We start from the raw sequence: 15,951 nt of genomic DNA on the forward strand, positions 1-15,951 counted from the left end.
GCCGGGCAGGCTCAGCGAATGACTATCGAACAGGTTGCCGAGTCCACCGGGCTGACCAGAGGATTCCTGAGTCGGGTCGAACGGAAACTCACCTCACATTCGATCGCCTCGCCAATGACGCTTTACCAGGTCCGGTGAATTCTCATCGGCGACCTGTTCGCGGATCCGGCAACTTACTTGAACGTCAGTGCGAAGGTCCGGATCAATCTCGAGGCTGACGGCAAGCGAGAACAGCTGCTGACGCCGCCGCGGTCGTGAAGGCCACCGCCTTCTACGACGATCCGGATATGATCGCCAAGGTTTCCCGCGGCCTCGGCGAAGCGATGGTCGGCATCAACGTGGACGAGATCCCGCAGCCGCACCGCCTCGCCGGGTGCGGCTGGTAATACGTCCAGACAATAACGGTAATCCCCCACGCCACCATTGACATCCTGGGTGATTGCCGTTGTTAAATCGGAAGCAGCTCGACCGAGTAGCCTTCCGCTTTTTCGAAAAGCTGACGAGGGTTGCCGCCGTGGTGTTCCATCCATAAGACATCCGCTGCGGGTGTCACTTCTTCAACTCGACCAGCCCGCACGGGAGTGCCGTCCTTTCGGATAAGGACCTGTCGCCCCTGCAGGTCCTTCCAACATTCAATGGTCATTTCGGTTCCTTCCTGTGAAGCGCCCGCCTTTACGCCAGCGCCCGTCGTCCCTCTGTCTAGACGGGCGAGCGGCTGGATTGATGGCTGGTGCTTTGCATGTCTGTGACAGCTCGGTACAGTAGAAGCATCATATATGAACGTCGTTCACTTTATGGAGTCCGTCACAGGATGCTGCGGAAGGCCATTCCAGCATCATCCGCACTATTGAGTTGTAGGTTCTTGGAGCGGTCGAGAGACGGCTTCCAGCGCCCACGCGCTAATTTTCAACAGGAGACACTGCCAGTGACTGCCACGTCGACCACCCAGCCCGGCTACCGCGTGCTTAATCCGGCCACCGGCGAGGTGGTGGAGGAATTCCCGACCGCCACCGATGCCGAGATCCAGGACGCCCTGGCCAGATCCCAGGAGGCCTTCCAGTCCTGGAAGGACGTGCCGATCGCCGACCGCGCCAAGATCGTGGCCAAGGTCGCCGATCTGTTCACCGAACGGGCCGATGAGCTCGCCGCGATCATCACCGAGGAAATGGGCAAGCCGCTCTCCCAGTCCAAGGGCGAGGCCGAGTTCTGCACCGACATCTTCAACTACTTCGCGACCGAGGGCCCCGGCCTGGCCGCGGACCAGGAAATCAAGGCCATCGGCGGCGGGCGCGCCCTCATCCAGCGGCTGCCGGTCGGCCCGCTGCTGGGCATCATGCCCTGGAACTACCCGTACTACCAGGTGGCCCGGTTCGCCGCACCCAACCTCGTGCTGGGCAACACCATCATCCTCAAGCACGCCGAGACCTGCCCGCGCTCGGCGCTGGCCATCCAGCAGATCATGGACGACGCCGGCGTCCCGGCCGGCGCATACATCAACGTCTTCGCCAGCCACGAGCAGATCGCGGACATCATCGCCGACCCGCGCGTCCAGGGCGTCTCGCTGACCGGCTCCGAGCGGGCCGGCGCCATCATCGGCGAACTGGCCGGCAAGAACCTCAAGAAGGCCGTGCTGGAACTCGGCGGCTCCGACCCCTACGTAGTGCTCGACGCCGATGACGTCGCGGCCGCGGCGGCCGATGCCTGGGAGTTCCGGATGGAGAACACCGGCCAGGCCTGCAACTCCAACAAGCGCATGATCGTCATGGAAGACATCTACGAGGACTTCGTCGCCGAACTGACCAAGCAGGCCAAGGACCTCAAGCCCGGCAACCCGGCCGAGGAAGCCCAGGGCACCTTCGCCCCGCTGTCCTCCCGCGCCGCGGCGGAGGCCCTCGCCGAACAGCTCAAGGACGCGGTCAACAAGGGCGCCACCCTGCATGCCGGCGGCCAACTGCAGGACGGGCCGGCAGCCTACATCGCCCCCGCCGTCCTCACCGGCGTCACCCCCGAGATGCGCGCCTACACCGAAGAGCTCTTCGGCCCGGTCGCCGTGGTCTACAAAGTCTCCTCCGACGAGGAAGCGCTCAAACTGGCCAACGACACCCAGTACGGCCTCGGCGGCGCGGTCTTCAGCACCGACGAGGAACGCGCCCGCAGGATCGCCCAGCAGCTCGAGGTCGGCATGGCCAACGTCAACGGCGTCGGCGAAGGCGCGGACATCCCCTTCGGCGGCGTCAAACGCTCCGGCTTCGGCCGCGAACTCGGCCCGCTCGGCATGGACGAATTCGTCAACAAGCGCCTCTTCTACATCGGCGACTAGTTAAAGCAGCATCACCAGGAGATGTTCGACTGGAAGCCGCTGCAGGCAGGCACGTCCCGGGGGTATCATCCCGGACGTGCCTGCCCGGGCCGGCAAGAAGTTGGACTTCTTCCCCTCTGCCCATGCCTGGGAGCAAGGAATCAAATGTCCATGAAACCAGTTGCCGGTACAGCCGTGTCGCCGCCGCGGCATGACGCACTAATCTCCGGAGTTGAACCGTTTCCCGTTAACCCGGCAGGGGCCGCCGGCTGTCCCACCGACTGCTTCTACTGCTGCAGCCCGGAAACAGACTGACGCTACGACGTCCTCATTCACAGCTGTTGTGATTTCCTGTCCGAGAGCAGCGAGCAGGTCCGCAACGGCACCTCCCGTGCCCCCGCCGGTCTCGGCCCGCAGCCTTCGCGGGTCGGCTGGAGCTGTGGCTGGCCGAATGGCTGGACGAGAATCCAGGATCCGTCTGCCAACGCCCCGGGCAGCTTGTCCCGGGGCGCCGGGGCAATGACACATGGCTTGCCTGCTTGCGTCAGAGCCCGTGCAGGGTCCCGGCTTAGTTCAGCGGCGGGGTGCGCGGGGGAACGGTGCGGCGGGCACCCGTGGCCTCGAACGCGGCGGCCAGGGTCAGCAACGCGGTGTCGTCATAGGCCCGGCCGGCGAAGGTTAGACCGACGGGCATGCCGATGTCAGCCAGGGTGCCCATCGGGACAGTGACCGTCGGGATGCCCAGGTGCCGCGGGACCAGATTGCCGTTGGCGACCCACACTCCGTTGCTCCAGCCAAGGTCTGCGGAGGCCTCGTTGATGTCCATGTCGGCCGGTCCGACGTCGGCGACGGCCGGGAAGACCACCGCATCCAGCCGCAGACCGTCCATCCATTCCTCCAGGTCAATCCGCCGGGTCTCCTCAAGCCCGCGCAGGCCTTCCGCAAGGTGAGGGATCTCGGTGAACGATTCCACCTTGTGCTTGCGGACGTGTTCCGGGTACTCCGCGATGTCGTCGTCGAAGCCGCCGTAGCGGTCCGGCAGCGCCCCTTCCGGATGCGGAAAGATCTGGGCTCCCTCGACTCCGGTCAGACTGTGGAGTCCCGGGTCGCCGTTGGCCGCCAGGAAGTCTTCCCACGCCCACGCCGAAAGATCCACGATCTCGTGCCGCAGGTAATCCGGATTCACCAGTCCGCGCGTGGCGATGGTCGGAGCCCCGGGGCGGTCGCCTTCGTAGTTCGTCACGACGGGGAAATCTACCAGCACTACTTCGGCCCCTGCCGCCTCGAGGTCGCGCCTCGCAGCCTGCCACAGGTCGACCACGGACTGGCGCGTGTGGATTCGTTGGCCGGTGGGTCCGCCGATACCGGGGTGCGCGCTCGTCCCGGCCTCGGAGTCGGCATTAATGTACATCCTCGGCACGCCAAACCGCTTCCCTTGGAGAGCCGTCCGCGCTGTGTCCGGGTCGGCAGGTGCCAGCGCCGGGTATGAGGCCGGGCGGATCAAGGATGCGGCCGGAATCGGGATCCACGACTGGGCGCGCCAGAAATCGCCGCGCGTTTCGGGGTCATCCGCCACGACGACGTCGAGGAGTTCAAGCAGATCTGCCATGGATCGGGTGTGCGGCACGACGACGTCCATGGTCGGCACGAGGGGCCAGTTGCCGCGCACCGAGATCACCCCGCGCGACGGCGTATAGGCGCACAAAGCGTTGTTCGATGCCGGGGCTCGTCCGCTGGACCAGGTCTCCTCCCCCAGTCCGAATGCAGCGAAGCTGGCCGCCGTCGCGGTCCCCGAGCCGTTGGACGAGCCGGAGCCGAAGGCCGCTGTGAGGAAGTCGGCGTTGTACGGACTTTCGGCACGCCCGTAGAGGCCGCGCTGCATGCCTCCGTTGGCCATGGGCGGCATGTTGGTGAGCCCGATCAGCACTGCGCCGGCGGCCCGCAGGCGTTCGATCGTGAACGCATCGCGCCGGGCGATGAGATGTTCGAATGCCGGCGACCCTGCTGCCGCCGTCAGTCCCTTGGCAAGATAGCTGTCCTTGGCTGTGTAGGGGATGCCGTCCAGCGGTCCGCGGGTCTCGCCCCGGTACCTGCGCTCGTCCGAGGCCCGCGCCTGCGCCAGTGCGTCGGGATTCATGACGACCACTGCGTTCAGCCTGATCCCGTTCCGGTCGTAGGCCGTGATCCGGTCAATATAGGCCTGGGTGAGCTCTTCACTGGTCACCTGGCCCGCTTCCATGGCGGCGCGCAGCTGAGCGATGGAGGCCTCGACAACCTCGAAGCGGCGACCCATCACGCCACCTGCCCGCTGAGTTTCGGCTGCTGCTGCGTGATGCAGTGAATGCCGCCGCCGCGTGCCAGGATCGGCCGGGCGTCCACAGTGAGCACCCGGCGGCCCGGGTAGGCCTCGGCCAGGAGCTCCGCCGCCAAGGCATCCGCCCGGTCCTCGCCGTAGCCACAGGCAATGACCCCGTCATTGACGACAAGGTGGTTCACATAGCTCCAGTCCACGAAGCCCTCATGGTCCTGCAGTGTTTCCGGTGCGGGTAGCGGGATGATCTCGAAGGGCTTGCCGGCAGCGTCGATCTGGTTTTCGAAGAAGGTCTGAAGGCTGCGGCTGACGTCATAGTCGGGGTGCTCCGGATTGCCCTGCCAGTGCAGCAGAATCCGGCCGGGCGACGGCAGTGTGGCCACCATGTCGATGTGCCCGCGGGTGCCCAGATCCTCATAATCGCGGGTCAGGCCGCGCGGCACCCATACCGTGTGCGTGGTTCCCAGCGTGCGGGCCAGTTCCGCCTCGACCCGCGCCCTGTCCGCCTGGGGATTGCGGGCAGGATCCAACTGCACGGTTTCAGTGACCAGCACGGTTCCTTCGCCGTCGACATGGATGGCACCGCCTTCATTGACAAGCATCGAGCTGACGAGTTCGGCGTCCGCCTGCCCGGCGACGAAGCGTCCGATGCCGCGGCTCTTCTCCCATTCGGCCCAGGCAGGGGCTCCCCAGCCGTTGAAAATCCAGTCCACCGCACCGAGCACGCCCGGACGTTCATCGTCGATGACGAAGGTTGGACCGATGTCACGCATCCAGAACTCATCCAGCGGCGCCTCGACCTGCTCAATCCCGCCGCCCAGCATCCGGCGGGCCCGATCGCGCTCGCTCGGGTCCACCACCATGGTCACGGGCTCGAACTCGGCCACCGCATGCGCGACGGCGGTCCAGGCCGCGTAGGCCTCCTCTGCGGCGGCAGCGTTCTCGCCCAGCGTCAACCCTCGACGTGGGAAAGCCATCCAGGTTCGCTCATGGGGTGCGGTCTCGGCCGGCATTTTCCAGGCCATGCGGGCTCCTTCATCGTGGGGACGAGGGAGCATTACGCCGCTGCCCTCGGACTCTTGTTGATCAAATGATCAACAGCGAAGACAAGCTACTTTAGACTGATCTGTGATGTCAAGAACCCCTCAAAAACGATCCGGCCGGAAGAAACCGGAGGAGCGGGCAGCTGAAATCGCGCAGGCCGCCCGCGAACTCGCGCTGGAGCGGGGGCTGTCGGCAATTACGCTGCGCGGTGTAGCGGCGCAGGCCGGGGTCGCGTCCGGACTCGTGGCCCACTACCAGCCGCAGGTGGACTCGCTGGTGGCCAGCACCTTTTCTGCCATCGTCAGCGATGAAATCCGGGAGGTGGAGGGCCTGCTAGCCGGGCTTCCGGCTCCGCGGCAGCGGCTCGCGGCGCTGCTGGACACTCTGCTGGACAGCGCCCGCCTGGAGGTGACAGCGGTGTGGGTGGAAGCCTGGAGTCTGGGGCGCCGCAATGACGTACTTGCCGCACGCGTGCGCGAGCAAATGGATGCATGGCAGCTGATAATCCAAGGCATCGTTGATGCCGGCATCGCAGCCGGCGAGTTCGAGACCTCCGACGCCGCCTCGGTGGCGTGGCAGATTCTTGGCATGATCGACGGTTTGAATGCCCAGGCGCTGGTGCGCTGGAACGGGGTCAGCGATCGCGGTGCACACCTCGTCCGCGCCGTGGAGGGGATGGTCGGCGCACCCGGCGGCGGGCTGCTGGTGCACGACCCGAGCGCCCCCGATGTCCCGCACCCGAAGCAATAGGCCCGCCCGTCGCTATTTGCGGCCGATTTTCGGCACGCCTTCCCTGACCTTTCCGGTCCCTCACTACCGGCAGGAAGCAAAACGGGCGCACTGCTCGTCGATATGCGGCGTACGGGGCCGGTGCTGCCGCCACACCAGGACCCAAGGATGGTCGGCACAGGAACGGTCCCGCAGCCTGCCCGATGGCTGCGGCGCGGCTCGGTCCGCCGGAACGCGTCCACAGGCGAGGCGTTCCGCAGCATGCAGCAGCGGCCTGTCGCGGATGCGCCATCAGCGGACCTGGAATTAGGCTGCAGACAGCCGGTCCACCGCGGCCCGGAGGTCGCCTGCGCGCATGCCAAGCGCCCACTCCGCCACATCCGAGACGTAGTGTGTGAAGGCCCTGTGCGCAAAGGGGTGCGTGTCATTGACATAGGCGCCCACTCCGTCGATGGCGACGAAGATTCTTACGCAGGCGGCGTGCGGGTCCTCAACGACGAAGTCTCCCGTGGCGATTCCGTCCTCGATCAGTGCGGCCAGACGCTGGCTGCCCAGATGCTCCTGGTGTTCCAGCGCGGCAGCAAGAGCCGGACTGAAGCGGCAGAGGTGCCGGGCGTTCAGCCACAACCGGGTGAGCTCAACAGCACCATCGCCTTCGATGTACGAAATGAGATGCGCCAGGCGCGCGACGGGGTCGCCGTCACCGGAGAACAGTTCCTCGCGCTCTTCGGAGACGGCACGGACGAAAGCGGCGATGACCAGGTCTTCTGCAGCGGGAAAATAATGGCTGATCAGGCCGGGCCGCACTCCCAGCCGCTCCGCGACGGCGCGGAGAGTAATGCGCTCCAGGCCCTCGGACAGTGCCATCGTCGCCGCCTCTGCGAGGATTTCGGCGCGGCGCTCCTCCGGGGCTTTTCGGATCCGCTGGGAAGTCCGGCTTGACATCATGCCCCTGAGTCTATTGGATTAGTGACCAATATCGCATTGGTCGTCCGGCCAATAACTTCCTAGCCGCGGCTCTTCAGGAAACTGCGCACCCGAACCCCTCGAGAGGAACAACGTTGTCCCAGTCTCGTTTCGCTGATGTCGTCAGTCCCCCGGAGCCCCTGTCCCACCCCGAGACCAGGGGCATCGAAGTCATCGATGCCTCGGAACGGCATGGGCGCGCCCGTGACCTCTTCGCGGTCTGGGCGGCCCCGAATGTGAGCGTTCTGAGCTTCGCTATCGGCGCATCGCTGATTCTGCTGGGCCTGGAACTCTGGCAGGCCCTCCTTCTCATCATCGCCAGCGGCGTGCCCTGGATCCTGACGGGTATTGTCGCGGTCAGCGGCCCTGCGGCGGGAACGAGCGGTTCCGTCATCACCCGCGCAATCTACGGGGTCAGGGGCAACAAGGTCGTCGTTGCGTTCTACGGCTGGTTCATCTCTGCGGTGTTCCTGGCGCTCAACTGGCTTGCGTCCTCGTTCATGGGCGCCGAACTCCTGGCCCGAGTTGGCTTCACCGATCCTGTCCTGGGGCCGGTGGTGGTGACACTCGTCGTCGCCGCAGTTACCGTTCTGGTGGCTGTCTATGGCCACGGCCTGATCCTGCGCAGCTACCCCGTGGTGGCGGTGGTATTGCTGGTGATCTTCCTTTTGGTGACCGCGTTCATCCTGCCGCACATAAACTGGGCTTACCATCCGGCCAAACCGCTGCAGGGCGTGCCGCTGTGGTCCGTGCTGTCCATCGGCTTCGCGATCATGGCCTCGAGTCCCTTGTCTTTCTCCAACAGTCCGGACATGGCCCGCTACCTGCCGGGCTCCACGAAGCCCTCCCACATCGTCGCGGCGACGGCGCTCGGCGGCGTACTGCCGGCCACGTTCTTCACCGCGGTCGGGGCCCTTCTGGCCACCGGGATCGACGCCGCCGCCATGGACCTCGGGATCGAGTCCGCGCTCCTGGCGCTTCTGCCCGTCTGGCTTGGGCCGCTCTTCGTGGTGGGCGTCATTATCAACACCATTTCGCTCAATGGGATGACCACCTACACCGCGAGCATGGCCTTCCAGTCGATCGGTATCCCGATCCGCCGGATTCCTGCGGCGATGGTCGTGGGGGTCATCGGCACAGCACTCACCGTCTACCTGGTGATGTCCACCAGCCTGCTGGAAGCGGTCAATCTGATGCTGCAGCTGCTGGTCCTCATCTCCGGTCCCACCATGGCAATCTTCGCAACAGACGTGGTTCTCCGGCGCAACCGCTATAACGGTAGCGACCTTTTCGACGAGAGGCCCGGCGCGGCGTTCTGGTACAGCCGGGGCTGGCACGTTCCCGGTCTGCTCGCCGTGGTGCTCGGCGGTGCTATCGCCTCCCTGTTCGTGACCAGCACCCTGTATACCGGCCCGATTGCAGCCGTCATGGGCAGTATCGACCTCTCGGTGCCGGTCGCTCTGATTGTCACCTCCGCGGTGTACATCATCTTGTCCGGCCGCGCCGTGAGAGAAGGAGCCCGCCCATGACCGTTCCCCCCGAGACCGCCACGACCCGGATGCATCCTGCCCGATAAGGCGATGACTCGGAACCGTCTGCTGCCGGACGTGGGCAACCCCTTGGACGTCCTCGATGCAAGAACCCAACAAACCCGAAGGAAAAGATCGCGTGACCATCCAGCTCTATACCAACGCCCGAGTCTTCACGGCGGACACCCGCCGCTGGGCGGATGCCATACTCGTTCAGGGCGAACGGATCCTCTACGTAGGCGACACGGCCACCGCGCACCGCCTTAGCCCGAACGCCGAAAAAATCGATCTCTCAGGCCATCTTGTCGTCCCCGGGTTCGTCGACGGACACGCGCACGTGATCGGCACCGGCGAAGCCCTCGGTCAAGTCAACCTGTGGGGTGCCGGCTCGGTCCAACAGCTCCAGCACCGGATTAAGGAGCGGGCCCTGGAGCACGCGCAGTCTCCGCGGATTCTCGCCACCGGCTGGCTCCACGGAGTGATCCCCGGCGGCATTCCCGACGCCGCAATGCTCGACGCCGTCGTGCCCGACAAGCCGGTATACGCCTTCGCCTACGACTTCCACTCAGTCTGGGTGAACACAGCCGCCCTGGCCGAACTCGCAATCACCGACGACACCCCGAACCCTCACGGCGGCACCATCAAGCGCGATTCCAACGGGCACGCCACCGGCTACATCGACGAGAACGCCTTCTACGAGATCGTGCTCCCCTTCCTCGACTCTCAGGTCAACGAGAACGAACACGAAGCGAGCATCACCGCCGTCCAGCACGCGTACCGTGAAACCGGTGTCACGACGGCCTGCGACATGGGCTTCAACGAGACCGATCTTGAGACCTTCACGCGCGCGGAAAAGGATGGCAGACTCACCAGCCGGCTCATCGCCTACTGGCGCGTGAACAACACCGGATCCGCGCAGGACAATCTCGCGCAGATCCGGCGGGCAGCGGATCTCGCCGCCGATCATGTCTCACCCTTCCTGCGCGTCGTCGGCATCAAGGTCATCATCGACGGCACCATCGACGGCTGCACCGCAGCCTTGGGAGCGCCCTACGCCGACGGGACCAATGCAGAGCCGATCTGGCGGCTTGAAGAGCTCGCCCCCGTGGTCGCCGCCGCCGATGCAGCAGGCCTGAAAGTCGCCATGCACGCCATCGGAGACGAGGCAACACGAATCGCCATCGGTGCCGTCGAACATGCCGTTGCAGTGAACGGTCCACAGGACCGCCGGCACCGCATCGAGCATCTCGAACTCGTCGACCGGGCCGACGTCGAACGGCTTGCCGCCCTCGGGATCACCGCCAGCATGCAACCGGTGCACGCCGACCCGGCGATTGCGGAGAACTGGCGGGCCAAGCTCAACGACGACCGCGTGGAGCGCGGCTTCCCCTGGCCCTGGATGACCGAAGCCGGAGCACGGCTGGCCTTCGGTACCGACTCCCCCACCTCACCGCACGCACCACTGCCCAACATGTACGTTGCCGCTACCCGGGCCTCGGCGCTCGATGCTGCCGCCGGCACCAACGTTCCCGACTTCGCCCTGCCGCTGGCCGAATCCATCGAACACGCCACCCGCGACTCCGCCTGGGCCTGCGGCGCCGAACATGAAATCGGCCGCCTTGCCGCCGGCCTCTACGCGGACTTCGTCGTCCTCGACACTGACGTCCTCGCCGCCGCCGATGACGCGCGCCCGGCTGCCCTGCTGAACACACAGGTGCTGCGCACAGTCGTCGCCGGCCGCACCGTCTACGAGAACGGCCGGCACACGGAGACCGACCGCTAAACGCGCAAGTCTATTGCAGCCATGAACCGCAGCAAGCGTCCCTGCGGCCTGCAGCTGCTGCGGCGCCAAGGGGAGGGTAAGGTCTCACTCCCTGCGGGTGGAGGCCCGGGGCCTTAGCCTGGCCTTCGTCAGGCGGGGCCCCGCAGTGCCGCCCGTCTCCAGCACTTCCTGCAGCATGTCCAGGAGTGCATCTGCGCAAGCCGCCGGGTTCAGCTCGAACGCCGTGATCGCCGGTCTGCTGGACCTTGCATGTTCAGAGTCGGATGCCGCCGCGATCATAACCTGCCCCGGAACATTGACACCGGCGGCGAGAAACTCCTGCTGCACCCCCGCAGCATGACGTCCCGTCAGGCACAGGACCGCTTCTGGCACGCCGTCGGCCAGAATCCTGGCTCCTGCTTGCCGCCCGCCCTCCACACCGGCCCGCTCCGGCTGCTCATAGACCCTAGGAGTTATGGCGTGCCGTTCGCACCAGGCCAGGTACTCCTGCCGGAAGTCATGGTTCCATGCGTTCCGATCGGTGCCCGGGACCAGGACCACTTCACGCGCTCCGCCTGCCTCCAGATGGGCCAACAGCTGGCGTGCCGCCAGAGGGTCGTCCTCTGAGGCCCACCGTGTGAATCCCGGCCGTGCGAGGACCCTGCCATAGCAGACGTAAGGAATCCCCCGCCGTTCCAGCAGCGCGACCACCGGATCGTCCTCGTGCGGGCTCATGACAATATAACCGTCCATGGAGAACGCCAGAGGCGGAACAGGCCTGCGGGTGAGGTCCGGCACCAAGGTGATGCTGAGTCCTTTGGCCAGAGCTCTGGAGGAGACGATTCCGGCGAAGCGCTCGAAGACGTCCACGCCTGCCGGAGCGTAGTCACCCAGGGCATCGAGCGAGCGCAGCACCAGGCCGATGGCTCCGATCCTCCCCTGCCGCATGCCGCGGGCAAACGCATCAGCCTGGTAGCCAAGCTCGTCGGCCGCGGCCTTCACACGGGCGCGCGTCGCCTCGCTGACAGTCCCCTTCCCGTTGAGGGAGTGCGAGACAACAGTAATTGAGACCCCGGCGCGTCGCGCTACGTCTCGGATTGTGATTCCTTCGCCTCGAGCCATGGCCCTCCTCAGCGGCATTCCCGCTCCTCACCCCTGCATGATGAGCCCAGCGCTTCCGGCTGCAGTGCCAGAAAACCATCATTGCACAAAACGTTTTGGCTCCGTACTGTGATGCGCACCTCACCGCTAAGTACCTAAAGGAAGGCCTCATGAAGTTACTCACCGCAACGTCAACGACTCAGGACCCGGACGAGCGTGGCGGCGAACTTGGCCTGAAGTTCGGCGACCGGTTCGACCGGGCAGCGGAGCTGTACCTGCAGCATTTCGACGACCTGCAGATTCCCGCGGATACTGTCCGCTGTATAGCCGAGACCAGTCACGCTGCGCTGGGAGTTTGGGCGCCCGGCCTAGCCGCTGAGACGGAGGCCATTGCGGCAGCTGCACACGTCGAGCTCTGGAAGCTCGCCGCAGTCGGCGCCCGCACCGAAGTCCTTGCCGCGGCGCCGCCTCGTTCAGAGGGCGAATGCTCTACGGCGGTTTTCACCGGCGTGGGCCGTGCCCCGGAAACAATGCAGACGTGGGACTGGCATGCATTCCTGGTCCCCGACGGCCTGCTGGTCAGCTTGGTCTCGGAGGAGGGCCGCAGGGTAAAGATGTTCACCGAGTTCGGCACCGCCGCGAAGATCGGCGTGAACGACGCAGGACTGGGCCTCCACTTCAACATCCTTGCCCACACCGGCGACTCGGATCACGGCGGAGTCTCCGTACATGCAATTGCCCGCCGCATACTGAACGAGGCCACCAGCCTGGAGGAGGCCGAGAAGATTGCGGCCAGTGCCGCAGTCAGCGCCTCGACCTGCCTCACGGTCTTCGAACTACACGAGGGCAGCTCCCGCGCTGCCAGCCTTGAGCTCTCACCGTCCGGGATGGGCATCGTCCGCCCGGGCGAGGACGGATGGCTGTTCCACACCAACCACTTCCTGGACCCGGAGTTGTGCCGTGGCGACACAATGCCCGCAGACTCCACCACGGCAGAGCGTTACCAACATTTGGACGCTATCCGTGGCAGCCTCGCGGGCCTTGGTCCCCTTGACCGTGCACGGGCCGCCTGTGGCGGCGAGGGTGCAAAGGCCGCAATCTGCATGACGCCCGACACCGGCAAACCGCTCATCGACCAGTGGTGCACCCTGCTGACCGTGTGCGTGGACGTCGAAAACTTCGCGCTGGTTTACTACCCGGGCCGCCCCGACGAAGCCGCTGCGCACGGCCTGACACGCTTCTGATCAAAATCCCGATTCTCCTAGGATGACCCGCCATGTCCCAAACACAGTCCACTCCGGTCTCACCGATGTCACCGAACGAAGCCCAACGCCCGGGGGCCCAGGCCACGACCGCCGTCCGCACGTTCTTCATTTCCGGTTTCGGCACCGCGCTGGAATTCTATGACTTCATCGTCTACGGACTTGCCGCCGCACTGGTGTTCCCCGTTCTCTTCTTCCCCGCTACCGACCGGCTGACCGGAACCCTTGTCGCCTTTGCCGCCTTCGGCGCCGGCTTCATCATGCGCCCGCTCGGCGGAATCGTCTTGGGACACTTCGGCGACCGCATCGGCCGCAAGACCATGCTGGTCATGACCCTCCTACTGATGGGAGCCAGCACCTTCCTGATCGGCTGCCTCCCCACTTATGAGAACGTCGGCGTGCTCGCACCCGTCCTGCTGGTTGCACTGCGACTCGTACAGGGCTTCGCGGCCGGCGGTAAATGGGGCGGCGCTTCCCTCTTCGGCATTGAAAACTCCCCGGAGAACCGACGCGGCCTGTGGGGAAGCTTCACCAGTACAGGCATCGGCATCGGGAGCCTGTTCGGCACCAGTGTGTTCACCGTCATGACTCTCCTGCCAGAATCCGCGCTCACCGCGTGGGCATGGCGGGTCCCGTTCTGGCTGGGCGGGCTGCTGGTCCTTGTGGGCATCATCGCCCGCCGGCGCATGCCTCATGAACACGTGAACAAGAAGCAGGCCCCCCGCGTTCCGCTGCTGGCCGCCATCAAACGGCACCCCAGGCAGATGCTGCTGGCCATTGGCGTCGCCTTCGGCTACAACACCATCGCCTACATCGGTTCGCTCTTCACCGTCACCTACACAGAAGAGCGCGGCTACACAGACACCCAGTCCCTCCTCTTCCAGGTAGCAGGATCGATCGCCTTTATGATCGCTGCCCCGTTCATGGGCTTGCTGTCGGACAGGATCGGGCGCAAGAAGGTCATTGCCGGCGGCGCCGCGATCTACGGTATCTTCTTCTTCCTGTTCTTCAGCTTGGTCGATAGCCACATCATTTTCCTGGCCACCGTGGCCTTCATTCTGGTCAACCTCTTCATGGCCATGCCGCAGGGCTGCATCCCCGCCTTCCTGGGCGAGCAGTTCTCCAGGGAAAGCCGCTACTCCTCCATCTCCGCCACCTACCAGACCGGTGCAGCGCTGGGCGGGGGCACGGCAGCCAGCATCGCCACAGCCCTGTTCATCGCATTCAACCGCGATTCCCTCGGCATCGTCCTCTACTCCGGCGCCGCATGTCTGGTGCTCGCCCTGTGCGTACTGGGGCTGCGGGAAACCTACAAGGTGCCCACAGCGGAGCTTGGTGAAGAAAAGAAAACCCCGGTCAGCGGCTGATCACCGAGGCTACGCAGCACCATCTCTAATACAGCGTCTGTCCCCGGCGGCAGCGGCACCCGCTGCCGCCGGGAAGACCTCAGCGGTTCCCGACAGAATTGAAGCCCAGTCAATTTGCCCGGCCAAGATCTCCGAGATGACGACCCGCTGTGGCGCGAGCCAGCCCTTCGGGCGTGCGCGGCATACCGTCTCACCGACGCCCCGTGCCCCGTGCCCCGTGCACCGTGCACCGTGCACCGTGCACCGGCAAAGATGCTGAGAAAACCCGGCACACCGCAACGCAAAGTTGGGCCGTAGGTGAGAACTAGTCCTGTCGGCCGGCGCCCGATAACCGCCGAGGACCTGGTGCCCGCGCTAGACCAGTACCGCATTGTCCAACGGCTCCTCGAGTGAACTTCAGTGGGAATGTGGTGAACATAGTGAATACGGCCGTCCTACTTCGTCTGTTGGAGAGGCGGATAGTCCACGGGCCTGATCTTGTGCACGAGCACACTGACCGCCCCGCGATCTCCCTATAGCCTCAAGCATGGTACGGAATGGGCTCTTACGAAGCCCGGTCCGTTCCTCGGTGTAGGCAGGGATGAAAGGTGGCCTATGGCCGTTGAAAATTGGAGAGAACTGGTTGGCCAGCACGTCCAGGTCAAGAAGGACGGACAGCTTATCCGAACCGGTTATGTGTCAGACGTGACCTACGCCGCCAACGCCATGTGGCTGGAGCATCACGGCGGCCATTTGCGTCACCTATTCGAAAAAGTCGAAGGCTACTCGGCCGAGCCCGTATCTGCGCCATGACCCCTTCCTAGACCCGCGTGACCCGGGCACCATAGGTTCTTACAGAGTCTGCAACTCTGGCACTCACAGAGTCTGTAACGAGGAGTGGCGCGAGGGCAAGCCCCATAAAACATCTATTGTTCGGGGGGCAATACGCAGCCTGAGCATCCTGGTCGGCGCCTCGCAGCAAGGCGGCACCACAACCGAAGCCCCGCCGGTTTCTACACCCCGGCACTCTGCCGAACGGCTCGGGCTCTTTCCGTTCCGGTAGGCTTCGGCCATGAACGTCCATCCCGCGTTTGGTGCCCTGGCTGCTGTCCTATAGCTGTCGCTGACCGCCGCGCACCAGTCAGCGTGTCCCTGGACGCAGATTCCAAGACGGAACACGATCCCTACGAATGGGCGAACCAGCAGTTCGGCGAGGAGCGATGGGGAGCGCCAGGCGTCCACCGCGCATCCGGCGGCATCGGGCCCGAAGCGGGCTTGAAGTTCACGCCCGAGAAGGCAGGCCGGTACGACATCGCGATGGCCTGCAAGAACGCCCGCTCCATCACCGTAACGGCTAAAGCGGCCGACGGTGACCTGGGAACCGGAAGCACGGACTGCGGTTCCACGGTGACCACCACCATGCAGCTTCCCGTCAGCGAAGTCACTATTGCAGTCGAAGGCACGGAAGCCAAAGGCATGTGGGCCCTAGCGGTTTCACTGTCAGACGGCCCGTAAGTCACGACGGCAGGGGCATCGGAGCTGCTACCCGGTGAAGGATCACCGCCCTAGTGGTCACGCGAAAGCAGCGTCTGAAGTTGCTGG

General features: G+C 65.0%; 13 protein-coding genes and 1 pseudogene. 9 read left to right on the forward strand and 5 right to left on the reverse strand.

Annotation, left to right across the window (positions count from 1 at the left end; genetic code table 11):
- Positions 1–242: 242 nt before the first annotated feature.
- Positions 243–386: pseudogene (locus OC550_RS16370) on the forward strand (pyridoxal 5'-phosphate synthase lyase subunit PdxS); the annotation flags it as partial.
- Positions 387–448: 62 nt separating this feature from the next.
- Here the strand turns inward: OC550_RS16370 and OC550_RS16375 are convergent.
- Complete coding sequence (locus OC550_RS16375; protein ID WP_262106976.1) at positions 449–643, reverse strand: hypothetical protein; 195 nt, start codon at positions 641–643, stop codon at positions 449–451.
- Between the two features lie 282 nt (positions 644–925).
- Here OC550_RS16375 and OC550_RS16380 point away from each other — a divergent pair, with 282 nt between their 5' ends.
- Positions 926–2,320, forward strand: a complete 1,395-nt coding sequence (locus OC550_RS16380; RefSeq protein WP_262106977.1) for an NAD-dependent succinate-semialdehyde dehydrogenase — start codon at positions 926–928, stop codon at positions 2,318–2,320.
- A gap of 547 nt (positions 2,321–2,867) precedes the next feature.
- Here the strand turns inward: OC550_RS16380 and OC550_RS16385 are convergent.
- Positions 2,868–4,592, reverse strand: coding sequence for an amidase (locus tag OC550_RS16385; RefSeq protein WP_262106978.1), 1,725 nt, complete (start codon positions 4,590–4,592; stop codon positions 2,868–2,870).
- Entirely contained in the window at positions 4,592–5,635 is a 1,044-nt protein-coding gene (locus OC550_RS16390) for an agmatine/peptidylarginine deiminase (protein ID WP_262106979.1), read from the reverse strand. Before OC550_RS16390 ends, OC550_RS16385 begins: the two co-directional genes overlap by 1 nt.
- Positions 5,636–5,741: 106 nt before the next feature.
- Between OC550_RS16390 and OC550_RS16395 the strand changes: the two genes are divergently transcribed.
- The gene (locus tag OC550_RS16395; protein ID WP_262106980.1) at positions 5,742–6,404 is read left to right on the forward strand and encodes a TetR/AcrR family transcriptional regulator; all 663 of its coding nucleotides are present in this window, start codon (positions 5,742–5,744) and stop codon (positions 6,402–6,404) included.
- A gap of 285 nt (positions 6,405–6,689) precedes the next feature.
- Here OC550_RS16395 and OC550_RS16400 read toward each other — a convergent pair whose 3' ends face one another.
- Complete coding sequence (locus tag OC550_RS16400; RefSeq protein WP_262106981.1) at positions 6,690–7,331, reverse strand: TetR/AcrR family transcriptional regulator; 642 nt, start codon at positions 7,329–7,331, stop codon at positions 6,690–6,692.
- A gap of 113 nt (positions 7,332–7,444) precedes the next feature.
- Here OC550_RS16400 and OC550_RS16405 point away from each other — a divergent pair, with 113 nt between their 5' ends.
- Together OC550_RS16405 and OC550_RS16410 are read left to right on the forward strand one after the other, a co-directional pair.
- Positions 7,445–8,878: a cytosine permease gene (locus OC550_RS16405; RefSeq protein ID WP_262106982.1), complete on the forward strand. Its 1,434-nt coding sequence runs from the start codon at positions 7,445–7,447 to the stop codon at positions 8,876–8,878.
- Positions 8,879–9,017: 139 nt separating this feature from the next.
- Complete coding sequence (locus tag OC550_RS16410) at positions 9,018–10,661, forward strand: amidohydrolase (RefSeq protein WP_262106983.1); 1,644 nt, start codon at positions 9,018–9,020, stop codon at positions 10,659–10,661.
- Between the two features lie 84 nt (positions 10,662–10,745).
- On the opposite strand, the gene OC550_RS16415 is transcribed toward OC550_RS16410, so the two are convergent.
- The gene (locus OC550_RS16415; protein WP_262106984.1) at positions 10,746–11,762 is read right to left on the reverse strand and encodes a LacI family DNA-binding transcriptional regulator; all 1,017 of its coding nucleotides are present in this window, start codon (positions 11,760–11,762) and stop codon (positions 10,746–10,748) included.
- Between the two features lie 149 nt (positions 11,763–11,911).
- Between OC550_RS16415 and OC550_RS16420 the strand changes: the two genes are divergently transcribed.
- The 4 genes from OC550_RS16420 (at position 11,912) to OC550_RS16435 (ending at position 15,864) form a co-directional block, all read left to right on the forward strand.
- Positions 11,912–12,985 (forward strand): C45 family peptidase, encoded by a 1,074-nt coding sequence (locus OC550_RS16420; RefSeq protein ID WP_262106985.1) that lies wholly within the window; start codon positions 11,912–11,914, stop codon positions 12,983–12,985.
- A gap of 32 nt (positions 12,986–13,017) precedes the next feature.
- The gene (locus OC550_RS16425) at positions 13,018–14,370 is read left to right on the forward strand and encodes an MFS transporter (protein ID WP_262106986.1); all 1,353 of its coding nucleotides are present in this window, start codon (positions 13,018–13,020) and stop codon (positions 14,368–14,370) included.
- Positions 14,371–14,964: 594 nt separating this feature from the next.
- Positions 14,965–15,162, forward strand: coding sequence for a hypothetical protein (locus OC550_RS16430; protein WP_262106987.1), 198 nt, complete (start codon positions 14,965–14,967; stop codon positions 15,160–15,162).
- Between the two features lie 333 nt (positions 15,163–15,495).
- Positions 15,496–15,864, forward strand: coding sequence for a hypothetical protein (locus tag OC550_RS16435; protein WP_262106988.1), 369 nt, complete (start codon positions 15,496–15,498; stop codon positions 15,862–15,864).
- The last annotated feature ends 87 nt before the right edge of the window (positions 15,865–15,951 follow it).

The sequence above is a fragment of the Arthrobacter sp. Marseille-P9274 genome, assembly GCF_946892675.1.
Lineage (GTDB): Bacteria > Actinomycetota > Actinomycetes > Actinomycetales > Micrococcaceae > Crystallibacter.

Bases quoted from the DNA above. Each gene is read 5' to 3' on its own strand.
- OC550_RS16375 (WP_262106976.1), bottom strand. From the start codon at position 643: ATGACCATTGAATGTTGGAAGGACCTGCAGGGGCGACAGGTCCTTATC.
- OC550_RS16385 (WP_262106978.1), bottom strand. From the start codon at position 4,592: ATGGGTCGCCGCTTCGAGGTTGTCGAGGCCTCCATCGCTCAGCTGCGC.
- OC550_RS16390 (WP_262106979.1), bottom strand. From the start codon at position 5,635: ATGGCCTGGAAAATGCCGGCCGAGACCGCACCCCATGAGCGAACCTGG.
- OC550_RS16395 (WP_262106980.1), top strand. From the start codon at position 5,742: ATGTCAAGAACCCCTCAAAAACGATCCGGCCGGAAGAAACCGGAGGAG.
- OC550_RS16400 (WP_262106981.1), bottom strand. From the start codon at position 7,331: ATGATGTCAAGCCGGACTTCCCAGCGGATCCGAAAAGCCCCGGAGGAG.
- OC550_RS16415 (WP_262106984.1), bottom strand. From the start codon at position 11,762: ATGGCTCGAGGCGAAGGAATCACAATCCGAGACGTAGCGCGACGCGCC.
- OC550_RS16420 (WP_262106985.1), top strand. From the start codon at position 11,912: ATGAAGTTACTCACCGCAACGTCAACGACTCAGGACCCGGACGAGCGT.
- OC550_RS16425 (WP_262106986.1), top strand. From the start codon at position 13,018: ATGTCCCAAACACAGTCCACTCCGGTCTCACCGATGTCACCGAACGAA.
- OC550_RS16430 (WP_262106987.1), top strand. From the start codon at position 14,965: ATGGCCGTTGAAAATTGGAGAGAACTGGTTGGCCAGCACGTCCAGGTC.